General features: G+C 71.3%; 11 protein-coding genes. 9 read left to right on the top strand and 2 right to left on the bottom strand.

The genetic code is table 11. The features are described 5' to 3' along the window. Positions 1–226: 226 nt before the first annotated feature. The 8 genes from ACXYMW_RS14050 to ACXYMW_RS14015 are packed head-to-tail and all read left to right on the top strand — an operon-like array spanning position 227 to position 10327. Positions 227–1393, top strand: coding sequence for a polysaccharide biosynthesis/export family protein (locus ACXYMW_RS14050; protein WP_459035955.1), 1167 nt, complete (start codon positions 227–229; stop codon positions 1391–1393). Beyond that, positions 1390–2763 carry a beta-galactosidase gene (locus ACXYMW_RS14045; protein WP_459035954.1) on the top strand — a complete coding sequence of 458 codons (1374 nt, stop codon included), beginning with the start codon at positions 1390–1392 and terminating at the stop codon, positions 2761–2763. The genes ACXYMW_RS14050 and ACXYMW_RS14045 overlap by 4 nt, the downstream gene beginning before the upstream one ends. 37 nt (positions 2764–2800) lie before the next feature. Beyond that, complete coding sequence (locus ACXYMW_RS14040) at positions 2801–4438, top strand: GumC domain-containing protein (protein ID WP_459035953.1); 1638 nt, start codon at positions 2801–2803, stop codon at positions 4436–4438. Continuing rightward, positions 4435–5646, top strand: coding sequence for a polysaccharide deacetylase family protein (locus ACXYMW_RS14035; RefSeq protein ID WP_459035952.1), 1212 nt, complete (start codon positions 4435–4437; stop codon positions 5644–5646). Before ACXYMW_RS14040 ends, ACXYMW_RS14035 begins: the two co-directional genes overlap by 4 nt. Beyond that, on the top strand, positions 5643–7040 hold the full coding sequence (locus ACXYMW_RS14030) for an O-antigen ligase family protein (protein WP_459035951.1): 1398 nt from the start codon (positions 5643–5645) through the stop codon (positions 7038–7040). The genes ACXYMW_RS14035 and ACXYMW_RS14030 overlap by 4 nt, the downstream gene beginning before the upstream one ends. Next, positions 7028–8239 carry a glycosyltransferase family 4 protein gene (locus ACXYMW_RS14025; RefSeq protein ID WP_459035950.1) on the top strand — a complete coding sequence of 404 codons (1212 nt, stop codon included), beginning with the start codon at positions 7028–7030 and terminating at the stop codon, positions 8237–8239. The genes ACXYMW_RS14030 and ACXYMW_RS14025 overlap by 13 nt, the downstream gene beginning before the upstream one ends. Then, positions 8236–9441, top strand: a complete 1206-nt coding sequence (locus ACXYMW_RS14020) for a glycosyltransferase family 2 protein (protein ID WP_459035949.1) — start codon at positions 8236–8238, stop codon at positions 9439–9441. Before ACXYMW_RS14025 ends, ACXYMW_RS14020 begins: the two co-directional genes overlap by 4 nt. A 1-nt stretch (position 9442) precedes the next feature. Continuing rightward, complete coding sequence (locus ACXYMW_RS14015; protein WP_459035948.1) at positions 9443–10327, top strand: sulfotransferase family protein; 885 nt, start codon at positions 9443–9445, stop codon at positions 10325–10327. Between the two features lie 5 nt (positions 10328–10332). Here ACXYMW_RS14015 and ACXYMW_RS14010 read toward each other — a convergent pair whose 3' ends face one another. Continuing rightward, complete coding sequence (locus tag ACXYMW_RS14010) at positions 10333–11850, bottom strand: lipid II flippase MurJ (protein WP_459035947.1); 1518 nt, start codon at positions 11848–11850, stop codon at positions 10333–10335. A gap of 85 nt (positions 11851–11935) precedes the next feature. Beyond that, the gene (locus ACXYMW_RS14005) at positions 11936–13024 is read right to left on the bottom strand and encodes a sugar transferase (protein ID WP_459035946.1); all 1089 of its coding nucleotides are present in this window, start codon (positions 13022–13024) and stop codon (positions 11936–11938) included. A gap of 368 nt (positions 13025–13392) precedes the next feature. Between ACXYMW_RS14005 and ACXYMW_RS14000 the strand changes: the two genes are divergently transcribed. Beyond that, positions 13393–15009: a calcium-binding protein gene (locus tag ACXYMW_RS14000; RefSeq protein WP_459035945.1), complete on the top strand. Its 1617-nt coding sequence runs from the start codon at positions 13393–13395 to the stop codon at positions 15007–15009. Positions 15010–15040 lie beyond the last annotated feature (31 nt).

Below are 15040 nucleotides of genomic sequence, written 5' to 3'. Positions count from 1 at the left end.
GATGCAAATCAGGACAATGCCGGCTTCCGGCCGGCGCACGGCGCGCGCCGCGGCGGGGCCTGCCGGGGCGCGGAAGACGGCCTCAGATGCGCCCTAGCCCGACCCCGTCGATTGACAAGATAGACTTGCTGTGGAACAAATTTCGCAATCTATTTTGACAGAGATTTCCATGTTCGGTTTTCGGTTTGTACACAGTGCCGCCTTTCTCGCGGCCACCGTTCTCGCGGTGGCTCCGGTTCAGGCAAGTGACTACGCGATCGGGGCAGGGGACCGGATCGAGATCTCCGTGCTGTCCCGGCCGGAACTCTCCCGGATCTACCAGGTCCGGTTGGACGGTTCGATCTCCATGCACATCGTCGGAAGCATCGAGGCGGCGGGCCGGACGCCCGCGGAGCTCGAGAGCTTTCTCGAGGCCCGGCTGCGGGAGGTCTATGACGGCACCACCTCGACGACCATCGAAGTGGCGGAATACCGACCGGTCATCGTCACCGGCCAGGTTGCGGATCCGGGTGCCTACCCGTTCCAGGCGGGCCTGACCGTCACCGGCGCGGTGGCCCTGGCGGGCGGGCTCTACCGTCTCGGCGGCGACGCCGACGTGAACGCCCAGATGCGGGTCGAGTCCGAGGTCGCCCGCCACGCCCTGATGCGGGCGCGGCTGGCCGGCGCGCTGGTGGAGCGCGCGCGGCTTCTGGCGGAACGCGACGGGCGCGCCGAGATCTCGGTGCCCGACGAGGCGCGGGCGATCCTCAGGGACTCGATCCGCGACCTCGCCAGCGCCCAGGCCGCGCTGCGCCAGAGCCGCGACGACCAGGCCAGCCTGCGGGCCGAGAGCGGCGCCGCGGCGCTGGAACTGGCCGAGGCGGAGGCCGCCGCCTATGCCGAGCGGCAGGGCTTCATCCGCCGCCAGCTCGACGCCACGCTCGAGGAGCTCGAGGCGCAGCGGGAGCTGTCGACGCGCGGGCTCGCCCTGACCCAGCGCCTGCTCGACCTGCGGCTGAGCGCCGACGATTACCGGGCCGACGAATTGCAGACCGTGGCGCTCGAGGCGGAGGCCCGCCAACGCGCCCGGGAGGCGGAGGCGGGGATCGAGGAGATCGCGATCGCCCGGGCGCGCGACGTGTCCGAGGCGCTCGCCGCGCTCGATGCCGAGATCCTGGAGATGCGCGTCGCCATGGACCACGCGCTGCGCTTCGTGCGGGTCTTCGCCGGCACCTCCCTGACCGACGCGGCGATCGGCGGCGACCTTGTCTACACGATCCATCGCCGCGGCGCCGCGGGGACGGAGACCGTCGCGGCGGCGCCGGACATGCCGCTGCGTCCCGGCGACATGGTCGAGGTGGCGCATGGCGATCCGGCCGACCCCGCCGCATCCGGGGAGCGCGAGATGCAATGAGGTCCTGGGGTCTCTCGATCCGGTGGATGGCGACGCTGCTCTGCGCTCAGCTGTCCTGGACGGGGGCCCAGGCCCAGGCGATCACCCTGTCGCAGATCGCGGCCGCCCCCAATCCGCGCCTCGGTCTCGCCTTTCCCGGCGGCCGGACGGAATATTACCCCCTGATCGCGCAGGCCGGGATCGGCATCGTGCGGGTCTCGGTGGCCTGGAGCCGGGTCGAGCCGCGCCGCGGCCGGCTCGACTGGGCCGGGCTCGATGCGCGCATCGCCGCGCTGCAGGCCTACGGGATCGAGCCGTTCTTGACCTTCGAGTCGGATGCCGACTGGGCCACCGTGGCGGAGACCCGGCGGGTCAAGAACGCCCGGCCGACGAACCCCGCGGACTGGCAGCGCTTCGTCCGGGCGGTGGTCGACCGCTACGACGCCGACGGGCGGAACGACATGCCCGGTCTGCGCCGCGGCATCCGCTACTGGCAGACCGCGAACGAGTGGATCAGCGACAGCAACAAGTCCGGCGGCTGGGTCGGCAGCGCCGGCGACCTGATCGCCTTCCTCCGGAGCACCCACCACGCCGTCAAGGCGGAGGATCCGGGGGCGGTCTTCGTGCTGGGCGGGCTGGCCTCGTTCAACATCGACGTCCTGCTGGTGGCGCGGGGAGGCTACGAGATGAGCGTGCGGCAGAAATGGTCGCCGCGGTCGGAGACCGTGCTCTCGGTCGCGGAGATGCGCGGCCCGGAGATCGCGCGCATCATCGACGGGCGGGTGCTGCCGGTGCTCCGGCAGAGCCCCTACGACGTCGTCGACGTCCATCTCTACGGCCCGGAGACGCGCGACGCCGCCCGCATCCGCCTGGCCGGCGCGCTCACCGGGCGCCCGGTGCTGTCCTCGGAATGCGGCGGCCCGTCGCTGGATTACGGCGGGCGCTATACGCCCGAGGGGCATTTCCGGGCGGTGGTCGAACGCAATCTCGGCGTTCTCGCCGCCGGGGCGCGGTTTTGCCTCTGGTTCCGCCTGGGCGAGGGGCCCGGCGCCACCTACGGCAATACCAGGACCGCGCTCTACACCGCCGAACCCCGGGCCAAGCCCGGCGTCTTCGCCTACCGCATGCTGGCGCGGCTGCTCGACCCCCGCACCGAGGTCGCCCGGACCGGCCCCGATCTCTTCGAACTGCGCCGCGGCGCCGGCGACCGGGTCTGGATCGGCTGGGACGACGGCGCTGCGCAGGCCCGCGAGTTCGCCCGCGCGAGCGGCGGCGAAGCCTTTTGCCTCGAAGACGCGCGCACCGGCCGGCTCAGCGCCGCGCCGGCCCGGTGCCATGCCGGCGGCCTGGTCTTGGCCGGTCGCAACATAAGGACGCTTCTCTCGCCCTGATCACCGTTTTTCCCAGTTCCCAACAAAGGCCGTCGCCATGCTTACGCATTATTCCGACCTCGTCCGGCAGTTTTGGAAGCTGATCGCCGCCGCGGCTCTGGGAACCGGTGTGTTGGCCTGCGTGGTCAGTCTCGTCCTGCTGCAGGCCAAGCCGCTCTACCGCAGCAGCGTGACGCTCAACATGCAGCCTTCGGAGGAGGCGCTGTGGTTCAACCGGGCCTTCCTCGGCGTGAGCCAGTTCAACCCCGCCACGATCATCACCCAGGCCCATATCGAGCGGCTGCTGAGCCGCCCGGTGGCGGCGCGCGCGGTCGATATCCTGACCGAGGACGGCGTCCTCGACGACGCCCTGGAGGCGCCGAACCTGGTCGAGCGCCTGCAGGCCGCGCTCTGGCAGGGCTGGACGCTGCTGAATTACGGCTATCACGAGCCGGTCGCGGAGCGCGACCGGATGATCGACGACCTGATGGACGCGACCGCGCTCGACGTGGTGGCGGATTCCTACATCCTGAAGGTCGAGGTCAGCTACGACGATCCGGTGCTGGCGGCGCGCGCCGCCAACGCCCTGTCCCGGGCCTATCTCGACGTCGCGAAGGAGGAATTCGCCGACGAGGCCGACGCGGTGAACGTGGCCTTCGCCGAATTGCAGGCGGAGAAGGAGGCCGAGCTGGCCAGCATCAAGGAGCGGCGCCGGGAGCTGGACCGCGCGCTGGGCTTCGAAACCGTCGAGGATGGCCGCGCCATCCTCCTGGCGGCGCGCACCGAGGCGCGCCAGGCGCTGGCCGCCGGCGAACGCCAGGCCGCGGCGCTGCGCGACCCGGCCGGCGGCAATGGCATCGCCGCCTCTGCGGGCGGCGGCGCGACGCTGAGCGAGGCCGAGGCGCTGATCGACCGGCACCGGACGGCCCTGGCGGAGGCCGAGGACGGCCTGCTGTCGCTGGATCGCGCCGAGATCCAGCTGGCCGAGCTGGACCAGAACGTCGCCGAGATCGAGAGCGATCTGGCCGAGCTGCAATCGCGGCGGATCGCCATCGAGCTGGCCCGGGAGGCCCGCCTCAACCAGGTCCGCGTCATCGACGCCGCCGAGGCGCCGGTCTATCCCGCCTTTCCCAAGGTCTTCGTGAACACCGTGATCGGCACGCTCTTGGGGGCGCTGCTGGCGATGGTGCCGATCGCGATGCTCGACGTCCTGGGCGACAGGGTGCGCACCGGCGAGGATCTGCGCGACGCCGCCGGCGCGCGAGCTTTGCCCAGCGTGTCGCGGCGCCTGGCGGCGCAGGCGGCGCGCTTCCGGCGCAGCGGCCGCGGCCCGGCCCGCCGGCTCGAGAGATTCGCGGCCGCGATGGCGCGGCGCTTCCTGACCGAGGGGCGGTCGCGATGGACCGAAAGGCCGGTCTACGTCACGGCCTTCGGCACGTCGGGCGATGTCGGCCGCCTGCACGCGGTGATCGAGGCGGCGGTGCAGGCCGTGGTCCCGCGCGGCGGCGCGACGGCCGCCGCGCCGGAGATCGTCGCGCTGCCCGAGATGTCGCGGCTGACCGACCTTTCGGCCTATCGCGACGGGACCGTGGTGATCGGCGTCGCGGCCGGGCAGGCCAACCGCGCCGAGGTCGAGAGCATGCGCCGCGCGAACGAGGATGCGGAGGCGCCATACTTCCTGACGGTGCTGACGTGACCTCCGGGCCCGATCGCCGGCGGGCGCGCAGGCGCCTGTTCGCGGCGGCGGGCCTCGCGCTCGGCGCGTCCGGCCTGGCCGGCGGCCTGCTCCTGGCCCTGGGGCCGGCCTGGCTTGCGGCGCTGGCGCTCGCCGCCGGACCGGTCGCCGCGGCGGCGATCCTGCACCGCCCCGGCGCGGTGCCGATCCTCGTCTATCACAGCGTCTCGCCGGATGCCGGCTGGCTGCCCTGGGCCGCCAATACCAGCGTGCGGCCCGAGGTTTTCCGTCACCATCTCGAGGCGCTCAGGCGCGGCGGCTGGACGGTGCTGCCGACCCGCGCCTTCGTCACCGCCCGGGCCCGCGGCGCCGCCCTGCGCGACCGCACCGCGCTCCTGCATTTCGACGACGGCTACCTGGACAACCTGCTCTTCGCGGTGCCGATCCTGCGCGAATACGGCATGCCGGCGACCTTCTTCGTCTCGACCGACTTCATCGATCCGAGCGCCGCGCCGCGCGGCCGCGCGGGGGCCGGCGCGGCCGATGCAAGGGGCTACATGAACGCGGTCGAGCTGCGCGCCCTCGAGGCCGATCCGCTCTTCGAGGTCGAGGCGCACGGCACCGACCATGCCCGCGTGCCGGTCTCCGCCGCGGTCGTCGACCGGCTGACCGAGGCGAACTGGCGCCGCCATCTGCCGCTGGCCTGGGCGCAGGATGCGGGCAACAAGGCGCGGTGGTTCGAGGCCGAGCGGCCGCCGGCGCCGCTGCGGCCCGGCGCGCCGGTCCGGGAGAACGATTCCGCCCTGACCGGGCGCCGGTGGTGCGACGGGCGGATCGAGTGCGAGGCGGCCTTTGCCCGGCGCGTGCGGGACGCCCTGACCCGGGCCCGTCACGACCTCGCCGGCATTCTGGGCCGGGCGCCCGAGATTATGGCCTTTCCCTTCGACCGGTCCTGTCCCGCCAGCATCGCCGCCGCGCGGTCGGCGGGCTTTCGCGCCGTGACCGGCGGGCTGGGCGAGAACCGCCCCGGCGAGGACCCGGCGATCCTCAGCCGGGTCCATGTCCAGGACCGCGCCTTCGGCGGCGGGCCGCTCTGGCTCGAGGCGCTGGCGCTCCGGGCGCGCGTCAACGCGGCCTCGGGCCGGCTCGCCTGGCACCTCGTCACCGCGCTGGCCGCGCGCCTGCGCCGCCGGCGCTTCGGCCGCCCGGGCTACGGGGCGCTGTCATGACCGTCGTGATGTCCTCCGCCGCGCTGCTGGCGATTGCCGTCCTGGCCGTGCTGGCGATCACCGTCGCGGGCAGCCTTGCCGCGCCGGCCCTGGCGGCCGGGGCGGCGGCGGCCGCCTTCGGCGCCCTGGCGCTGATCGCCCAGCCCTTCCTCGGCGTCGTGGCGCTGGTGACCTTCTCGCATCTCGACGCCGTCGAGAAGCTGCTCTTCGGCTTTCTGCCCGTCTCGGCCTTCAAGCTGATCGCCGCCGCCACCTTCGCCGCGCTGCTGCTGACCGCGCGCCGGTTCCGCGCCCAGGTCCGCGCGATGCTCCGCGACCCGGTCGCGGTCATGGTCATGGCCTTCCTGATCCTCGCGGCAATCTCCACGATCTGGGCCGACGACACCCGGCTGGCCATGTCGGCGGTGCGGCGGACGCTCAGCCTCGGGCTGCTCTTCATGCTCGTCGTGGTGCTGGCGGACAGCTACCGCAAGGTCGCGCTCCTGCTGTGGATCCTGGTGGCGACCTCGCTGGTCTCGGCGCTCATCATGATCGTCGACTTCGCCACCGGCCTGCAGCTCGTGGCGCAGTCCGACGCCGCCACCACGGCCCGCACCTTCGAGGGGGTGGCGCGCTCCGCCGGGGGCTCGGATTCCAACCCGACCACCGCCGCCGCGCTGCTCCTGGTGGGGACCGTCTTCGCGCTGGTCCACGCCATCGAGAGCCCGGTCTGGCGCCGCCGCCTGCTCGTCATGGTGGCGATCGGCACGGTGGCCGTGGTGCTGTCCTTCGCGCGGTCCGCGGTGCTCGTCTTCGGCGTGATCGCGCTGGCGCTGGTGTGGCGCTACCGCCGCTGGCGCCACATGCCGCTGCTCGTCGCCGCGGCCGGGCTGGCCGGTCTCGCGGTGCTGCCGCTGGTGCCCGCGGAATACTGGCAGCGGCTGTCGTCGATCTTCGGGCTGGCCTCGGACCCGACCCTCGGGCGGCGCCTGAGCTACAACCTGATCGGCATCGACCTCTTCGTGCAGAACCCGTTGTTCGGCGTCGGGCCGGGGAACTTTGTCCACCACTTTACCGACGCCGCCTACCGCTACATGCCCGGCCGCACCCTGGTGGGGCGCGAATTGCACAACATGTATCTGTCGGTGCTGGTGCAATACGGCCTGGTCGGCGCCTTTCCCTTCTTCGCCATCCTGGCGCTGTCCTTCCGCCAGCTGCGCGCGGTGCGCGCCGATCCGGCGCATCCGGCGATGCGCGTGCACGCCCTGGCGCTGGGCTACGCCTTCGCCGCCTACCTGCTGGTCAGCTTCTTCCTGCCGAACGAGGGCACGAAATACACCTGGCTCCTGCCGGCCCTCGCGATCGCGCTCAACGCCGTCAACGAGAGGGAGCGTTCGCGGCCATGCGGATCCTGATCGTCGTCAGCGAGTTTCCGAAACTGACGGAGACCTTCGCCTACCGCAACGCGCTGGAATTCCGGCGCCTCGGCCACGACGTCCGGATCTTCCACATCAAGCGGTTCCGGCGGGCCGAGATCGTGCACGACTTCATGCGCCCGCTGATCGACCGCGCCTTCACCTACGGCTATCTCTCGCGGGCGGCGCTGGCGGCTCTGGCGGCCGAGGCCGTCACCGCGCCGCGGCCGCTGGCCCGCACCCTGCGCCACATCCTCCGGGCCTACCGGCACGAGCCGAAGCGCGGCCTGGCGGTCTTGTCCTACCTGCCCAAGGCGCTGGCCCTGGGGCGGTTCTGCCGGCGCGCGGGGATCGAGCATATCCATGCCGAATTCGCCGGCCATCCCGCCACCGCCGCGATGATCGCGGCCCGGGTGGCCGGCACGCCCTTCAGCTTTTCCGCCCATGCCCACGACATCTTCATCTCCCAGGCGCTGCTGGCCGAGAAGGCCCGCGACGCCGCCTTCGTGCGGGCGATCAGCCGGTTCAACATGGCGTTTCTCGCCGAGCTGCCGGATTTCCCGGCCGGCAAGCTGCGGCTGGTGCGCTGCGGCGTGCAGCGCGCGGCGGTGACGGAGGGTCCGCCACCGCCGCGCGGGCCGGGGCCGCTGCGCATCCTCTATGTCGGCGCGCTGCTCGAACGGAAGGGCGTGCGCCACCTCATCGACGCGCTGGCGGCGCTGCCGCCCGGGCTGGACTGGCGGGCCCGGATCGTCGGCGGCGGCGCGCTCGGCCGCGATCTCGCGGCGCGGGCGCGCGCGCTCGGCCTCGGCGACCGTCTCCGCTTCGACGGCCCGCAGCCCGCCGAGGCCACCGCGCAAGCCTTCCGCGACGCGCATGTGGTCGTCGTGCCCTCGATCGTCGGCGCGGAGGGGCGCATGGAGGGCATTCCGGTCGTGGTGATGGAGGCGATGGCGCACGCCGTGCCGGTCATCGCCAGCGCCCTCTCGGGCATCCCCGAACTGGTGGAGGACGGGGTGACCGGCCGGCTGGTCCCGCCCGGCGATGCCGGGGCCATCGCCCGGGCGCTGCAGGACATCGATGCGGACTGGCCGGCGGCCGCGGCCATGGGGGCGCGCGGCCGGGCGCGGGTCGCGGTCGAATACGTGGTCGAGGACAATGCCCGCGACCTCGCCCGCCTGATGGAGGCGGCGGCATGATGGCGGCGGTCTTCTGGCTCTCGGCGGCGCTTCTGGCCTACAGCCTGGTCGTCTACGGCGCGCTGCTGGTGGCGGTGGCGCGGCTCCGGCCGGCGCGCCCGGAGCCGCGGCCCTGGGCACCCCCGAAGGTCAGCTTCCTGATCGCGGCCTATAACGAGGCCGCGGTGATCGCCGAAAAGCTGCGCAACACGTTGGCCCTCGACCCGGGCGGCGCCGCGGTCGAGATCGTCGTCGTCTCGGACGGGTCGACCGACGGGACCGCCGGAGCCGCCCGGTCGGTCGCGGATCCGCGGATCACGGTGCTGGAGCTCGGCCGCGTCGGCAAGACCGCGGCGCTGGCGCGCGGGCTGGAGCGGTGCAGCGGCGCCGTGGTGGTGTTCTCCGATGCCAACGCGCTTCTGGCCGAGGGCTCGCTCACGGCGCTCCTGCGGCATTTCGCGGACCCCGCGGTGGGCGGCGTCTGCGGCCAGATCACGGTGGCCGATACGGGGGACGGCGCGGGGGCCGATACAGGGGCCGACACGGGGGACGGCGCGGGGCCAGGGCGCCGGACCGGCGGACTGGGCTTCTCCGAAGGGCTGTTCTGGCGCTACGACCAGGCGCTGAAGCGCGCCGAATCCCGGCTTGGCGGAACCGTGTCTGCGCAGGGCTCGGTCTACGCCCTGCGGCGCGAATTGGTGGCCATTCCAGAGCCCGGCTACGCCGACGATTTCATGATCTCGGTGGCGGCGGTGGCGGCCGGACGCCGGCTGGTCTTCGAACCCCGCGCGCGCTCCACCGAAGTGGTGACCGAGAGCGCCGGGAACGAGATGCGACGGCGCGTCCGCTCGGCCGAACTGAGCTGGCGCAGCCTGATCCATTCCGCCCACCTGATGAACCCGCTCACCAATGGCTGGTATGCCTGGCAGCTGATCTCGCACAAGCTCGTCCGGCGGCTCAACCCGCTGTTCCTCGGGCTGCTGCTGGGCTCGAACATGGCCCTCCTCGACGCGGGCGGGGTCTACTTGGTGAGCGGGCTCGGCCAGCTTGCCTTCTACGCGGTGGCGGTCGCCGGCCTGGTCCGGCCCGGGCTCAGGCGCTTCCGGCCGGTCTCGATTGCCTCGTTCTTCGTGCTGTCGCACGCGGCGATGGCGCTGGGCTTCCTGCGCTACGCGGCGGGGCGCAAGAGCGTGGTCTGGACGCCCGCCCGGGAGGGGGCGTGAGATGGCCGTGCCGGTCTTCGTCCTCGGCCTGCAACGCTCGGGCACGACCTGGATCGCCAACCTCATCGCCGGCTCGGAAGCGGTGGCCGCGGTGACGGCGGAGGAACATCGCGGGGTGCACGAAAGCATCTTCTTCTCGCATTTCGCCACCGCCTTCGGGCCCTTCGACGATGCCGCGGCGCGGGCGCGGTTCCGTGCCGCCTTCGCCGGATCGGATTATTTCCTGCAGACCGGGCTGCCCGAGGCGGTGCTGGACCGCGCTTTGGCGCGGGCGCGCGATTACGCCGGCGTCTTCGCCGCGGTCATGGACGCGTTGGCCGAGCGCCACGGCTGCGCCTTCTGGCTCGAGAAGTCGCCGCATCACACGCTGCTGGCCGAACGTCTCGCCCGGCGCTTCCCGGAGGCCCGTTTCGTCTGCGTCACCAGGGCCAGCCCGGGACTGATCGCCTCGCGGCTCAGCGCCTTCGGGCGCACCCCGCCGCGGGGCCTGCGGCGCGTGGCGGACATCCTGCGCGGGGCGCTGGTGAACGCGCTCTACGTGCGCAGGTTGCGCCGCTTCGCCGCCGGCTGCGACCGGGCGCTGCTGCTGCGCTACGAGACCTTTCTGGCGGATGACGCCGCGGGGCGGCGCATGCTGTCGGATTTCCTCGGGCCCGGCATCGCCGCCGAGACGATGCAGAGCGCCTTCGCGCCGAATTCCAGCCATCGCGGCCGGCGCAGCCGCCGCCTGTCGCCGGCGGATCGTGGCCTGATCGCGCTCGGCGACGGGATCGGCCGGCTGCTGCCGCTCCGGTTCCTGGCCGCGATCGAACGGCGCCGGCGCCGGGCCCGCGGCATCGACTGGCCGGACTGGGTCTGGACCAAGAGCGGCTTCCGTCCCGCCTGACCGCATCAGCCGCGCGGCGCGCCCGCCTTCGTCAGGGCAAATCCCGCGACCAGCGCCAGCCCGCCGAGCAGGCCGGAGCCCGCCAGCTGGGCCAGGCTGTCGAGCTTCGGCAGCGCGCCGGCGACCGGTCCCAGAGCGCCGGCGAGCCCGGGCCCGAGCATCGCCCCGAGGACGATCGCCCCGGATCCGAGCGCCGAGGCCGCCAGGACGGGACGGGCGGACCGCAGCGCCGCGCCTAGGCCGAGCGGTCCCCGGCGGCGCAGCGCCGAGGCCAGGAAGATGACGGGGACGACCGGCGCGACGGTCAGGGCCACGGGAATGGCCAGAAGTCCGATGGTGGGCGTCAGCAGCGCGAAGAGTCCCAGGCGGGCCAGCAGGTCGAGCGCCACCGCGCCGCCGACGAGGCGCACGATGGGCAGGCCGCGGTCGGCGAGGATGCGCACCAGCAGCATCCGCGTCACCAGCGCGCCGAGCGGGGCGCAGGCCATCCAGCGCAGCAGCCGCGTCACCTGCCGGGCGCCCGCCTCGGAGAATTCGCCATGGGCGATGACCACGTCGACGATGGCGGCCGCGTTGACCAGGAAGGCCAGCTGCAGCGGCACCATCAGCGCCAGCCCGGCGATCAGCGCGGACCCGAAGCGCGGGCCGATCTCGGCGCTTGTCCCTGCTGCGGACCGGCGGCTGAGATCGGCGAAGACGACCAGCGCCAGCGCCGCCGCCAGGGTGTTGCCGCAAAGCGCCCCCAGGCGCTGGCTGAAATCCAGCAGCGCCACCGCGCCCACGCCCTGCCGCGCGGCGAACAGGGTCTCGAGCCATATGGCCGCGAGCGCCCCCAGGGTCAGCAGGAGCGCGGCGCTGCCGCGGCGTCCGATGGCCGCGGGCCCGGTCCGGCCGGTCGCCGCGGCGGGGCCGTCGCCCTCCAGCCGCAGGGCCAGCGCCAGGGTCAGCAGCGCCACGGCGAGAAAGGCGATCGTGTAGGCCCAGGCGGCGGTCACGGCCAGCGCCCCCGCGCCCAGCAGCAACGCCAGCGCCATCGCGGCCCGCGGCATCTGCCGAATCATCGCCGGCAGGCAGAAATGGCCCGCCACGTTGCAATAGGCGGAGAAGGCGATGGTCGCGACGGTGGCCGGCAGCGCCAGCGCCAGCAGCGTCACCACCTGCGCCGCCAGCGCCGCGGTGGCCGGGTCGAACCGGGGCGCGATCAGGCCCACGATGGCCGGGGCGGCGACGATCAGCGCGGCGGCCAGCACCGCGCCCAGGCCCAGCGCCGCGGCCCCGGCCGTGCCGATCATCCGGACCCGGGTCTCCCCGGCCGCGGCGCGCGCGGCGAGCAGCGGGATGAAGACCACGATCATGATCTGGTTCAGCGCCTCGCCGACGCTGGTGACGAGGCGCCGGCCGAGCAGGAAGGCGTCGGCCTCCGGACCGGCGCCGAGACGGCGCGCGATCAGGTGCGACACCACGACGGCGAGCAGGATGCCCAGGGCCTGGGCGGCGAACTGCGCCCCGCCCGCGGCCAGCACGGAAACGGGGCGGGCCCGCGCCCGCCCCCGGCCCGGAGGCGCCTCGGCTGGCGCGGCCCGCCCATGGGCCGCGGTCACGGTTTGCTCATGCCCAAGCCTCCTTGAAGCCGCGCAGCTCGGTGCCCGCGACGGGCGTGGCCTCGACGGCCGGTGCGACGACCACCGAGCCCAGAGCATAGCGTTCGATGACGGATTCGCCGAACTCGGTTTCCGCTGAGTAGTTCAGGACCCCGAAGGTGTGCGACTGCGACAGGGCGATCCGGGCCTTGCGCAGCGCGTTGGAGCGCAGCCGGATGTAGAGGATGGCCGGCTCGACCCCGGCGCCGAAGGCCAGGCCCGGCACCTCGATGCGGCGCATGCCGATCGCCTGCACCGCCCAGAGCCGGTCATCCCCCGGCGTCGCCACCCACATGGCGCGGCTGAGGGCCGGGGCCGGGGCCAGCCGCGCCCCGGCGAGCGCGCGCAGCACGTTGCCCGCGGTCTTCGCCAGCACGGATTGGCCGACCCGCCCGAGCAGCGCGAGCTCCGCCGGGATGGAGACCGGGCGGGATACCAGCATGTTGTTCATGCGGGCCCGGACGCGCTTGCTGGTGCCGTGACCGAAGCAGGCCTGGGCCGGACCGATCAGGCCCGGCTTCACCGTGAAGCGCAGGTCGTAGTTGCGGATTCGGGCGCGTTCGATCGCGGCGATCTCGGGCCGCACCGGGCGCGGTCCGCAGATGTTCATGTCGCCCAGGACGATATTGAACAATTGCGGCAATTCGTCGAGGCGGGTGTCGCGCAGGAACCGGCCCAGCGGAGTCGCGATATCGGCGTCGTGCGGCAGCGTGCGATCGCGGGTCAGTTCCCGCGCGCCCTTGGAGCAGAGCGTCCGGAACTTGATGATCCGGAACGTCCGCTGGTCCTTCCCGAGTCGCTCGCCGAGATAGAAAACTTCCCGGCCCTGCGTCGCCAGCAGCAGCAGGGTGATTGCGACGAGGGCCGGGAAGGAGGTGAAGATCAGAAATGCTCCGATTGAAAAATTGAGTGCTCGGTACAGTCTTGGATTGCGCGGCCGAAAGCCGATCCGAGGTCTTGAATGCGTTCTCATGAAATGCCCCACGTATAAAATGCAAAATGTGCAGATCAATAAATCCGTATGCACACCGGATCGCCGGAAGCATTCCGGCGACACCTGATGCCGCTTTTTCTTTTTGCTTGGCCCGAGGCTTAATATCGCGCTGCCACGCGCACGGTGCGCATTCCAGGATGCGCAAAATAACTTTCTCTGAGCCGATCCCGGAGCGGGTCGGCCCAAACGGTGTCTTATCCTTGCTTTAACCCATAAACCACGGGATTCTGCCCCATAAGGTACAGGAGATAAATTCCCGTTCCATCCCCAAATTGGGATAGCGGTCGAACCAGGTCTTCAGTAGCGTTCCACGTGGTTGGGTGGCCTGTCACAGCTTTACGGCTATGGGGGAGCGATTCACGCAACTCAAGATTGCGGCCCGAGAATATTTCTCCGGGCCGGCGATATTCTTTTATTAGGAGTATACCGATATGTCCGTCGACAATTTTTATTGCACTCCTGTACTGGACATCTGTCATTTCGAGGTCCCGAGGTGGACGGCACCAACGCTCAAGACAGAGATCCTGAGCCACTACACCCAGGTCATCCCGCCCTACCTGAAAGGCAATTTCAACATCGCCGGTATTGCGGAGAACATTCACGTCACCGGCATTCGTCTCGGCAAGGACGGGAATTCCTCGGACGAGCGCAATGACTGGATCATCCGTGCGACCAATTCCGCGCTTCCGGTCTTCTTCGACTTCAAGGCCGCCGTCGACCTCTACGACGACTGGAGCGACAACGGTGACCCGACGGTCATCGACGGCTATCCCGCGCATCTCAACTTCTATGGCGGCCGCGGGAACGACACAGCCTATGGCGGCACCTACGAGGACGAGCTGTTCGGCAATGCCGGTGACGACTACCTCGACGGCCGCGAAGCCAGCGACCTTCTCGACGGCGGCGCCGGCAACGACACGCTGCTCGGCGGCTCCGGCGATGACCTGATCCGCGGCGGCTTCGGCATGGACAGCATCGATGGCGGGTCCGGCAATGACGGCATCGACGGTGGCCGCGGCGGCGACAGCATCGATGGCGGTCTCGGCGATGACTGCATCGAGGGTGGCCGTGGCAACGACACCATCACCGACCTGTCCGGCGACAACCTGATCTATGGCAACAATATCGGCAACACCGACACCCATATCAGCACCGACCACGACAAGATCACCACCGGCGACGGCAACGACGTCATCTTCGGCCAGGACGGCAACGACACGATCGACGCCGGCAACGGCAACAATCAGGTCGATGGTGGCTCCGGCAACGACCACATCACCACCGGGTCCGGCCATGACAAGATCAAGGGCGGCAGCGGCAACGACATGATCAATGCCGGTGCCGGCAACGACGAGGTCTGTGCGGAAGGCGGCAATGACAGCGTGCTCGCCGGTGCCGGCGACGACCTTGTCGATCTCGGCGCAGGCGACGACCAGGCCCGCGGCGAGGGCGGCAACGACGTGATCCTCGGCGGCGACGGCAACGACCAGATCGAAGGCAATGGCGGCAACGACACGATCGCCGGCAATGACGGCGACGACCGCCTGTTCGGCAACGACGGCAACGACCTGCTCTGGTACGGCCCGGGCATGGACTTCGGTGAGGGCGGTAACGGCGACGACACCTTCGCCTTCGACGACGAGTACGGCACCGTCACCCTGGGTCGGAACCTGGTGGCCGACTTCACCCAGGACTTCTTCAACGGCGTCGACACGATCGACTTCAAGTGCGTCGAAGCCCTGACCCACATGTCCGTCATCGAGATCAACGACAACCAGGTCCGGATGCTCGGCTTCGCCGCCGATATCGGGATTGGCGAGGATCCGGAATTCTACGATCCGGCCTTCGACGACCTGATCTTCGATGTCTTCGTGATGGGCCCCAACGTCGGCGGCGACGGCAACGGCATCCTGATGCAGGACTCGGCCTACAGCTCGGGCGCCGGGCCGGTCTGCCTGAATGCCGGCGTCTTCGTGGACATCGGCACGCCGGACGACCATGACTGGGTCCAGATCCCCGGCGGCGGCGATCACCTCGATCCGGCCTGATCCCGCTTCGGCCTGAAAAAACCGGCGACGG

Source organism: Roseivivax sp. CAU 1761, from assembly GCF_054482755.1.
This window is presented reverse-complemented; position numbering and strand designations above follow the sequence as displayed.

Coding starts and splice junctions, on each gene's coding strand:
- ACXYMW_RS14045 (WP_459035954.1), top strand. CDS start 1,390: ATGAGGTCCTGGGGTCTCTCGATCCGGTGGATGGCGACGCTGCTCTGC.
- ACXYMW_RS14040 (WP_459035953.1), top strand. CDS start 2,801: ATGCTTACGCATTATTCCGACCTCGTCCGGCAGTTTTGGAAGCTGATC.
- ACXYMW_RS14030 (WP_459035951.1), top strand. CDS start 5,643: ATGACCGTCGTGATGTCCTCCGCCGCGCTGCTGGCGATTGCCGTCCTG.
- ACXYMW_RS14025 (WP_459035950.1), top strand. CDS start 7,028: ATGCGGATCCTGATCGTCGTCAGCGAGTTTCCGAAACTGACGGAGACC.
- ACXYMW_RS14020 (WP_459035949.1), top strand. CDS start 8,236: ATGATGGCGGCGGTCTTCTGGCTCTCGGCGGCGCTTCTGGCCTACAGC.
- ACXYMW_RS14015 (WP_459035948.1), top strand. CDS start 9,443: ATGGCCGTGCCGGTCTTCGTCCTCGGCCTGCAACGCTCGGGCACGACC.
- ACXYMW_RS14000 (WP_459035945.1), top strand. CDS start 13,393: ATGTCCGTCGACAATTTTTATTGCACTCCTGTACTGGACATCTGTCAT.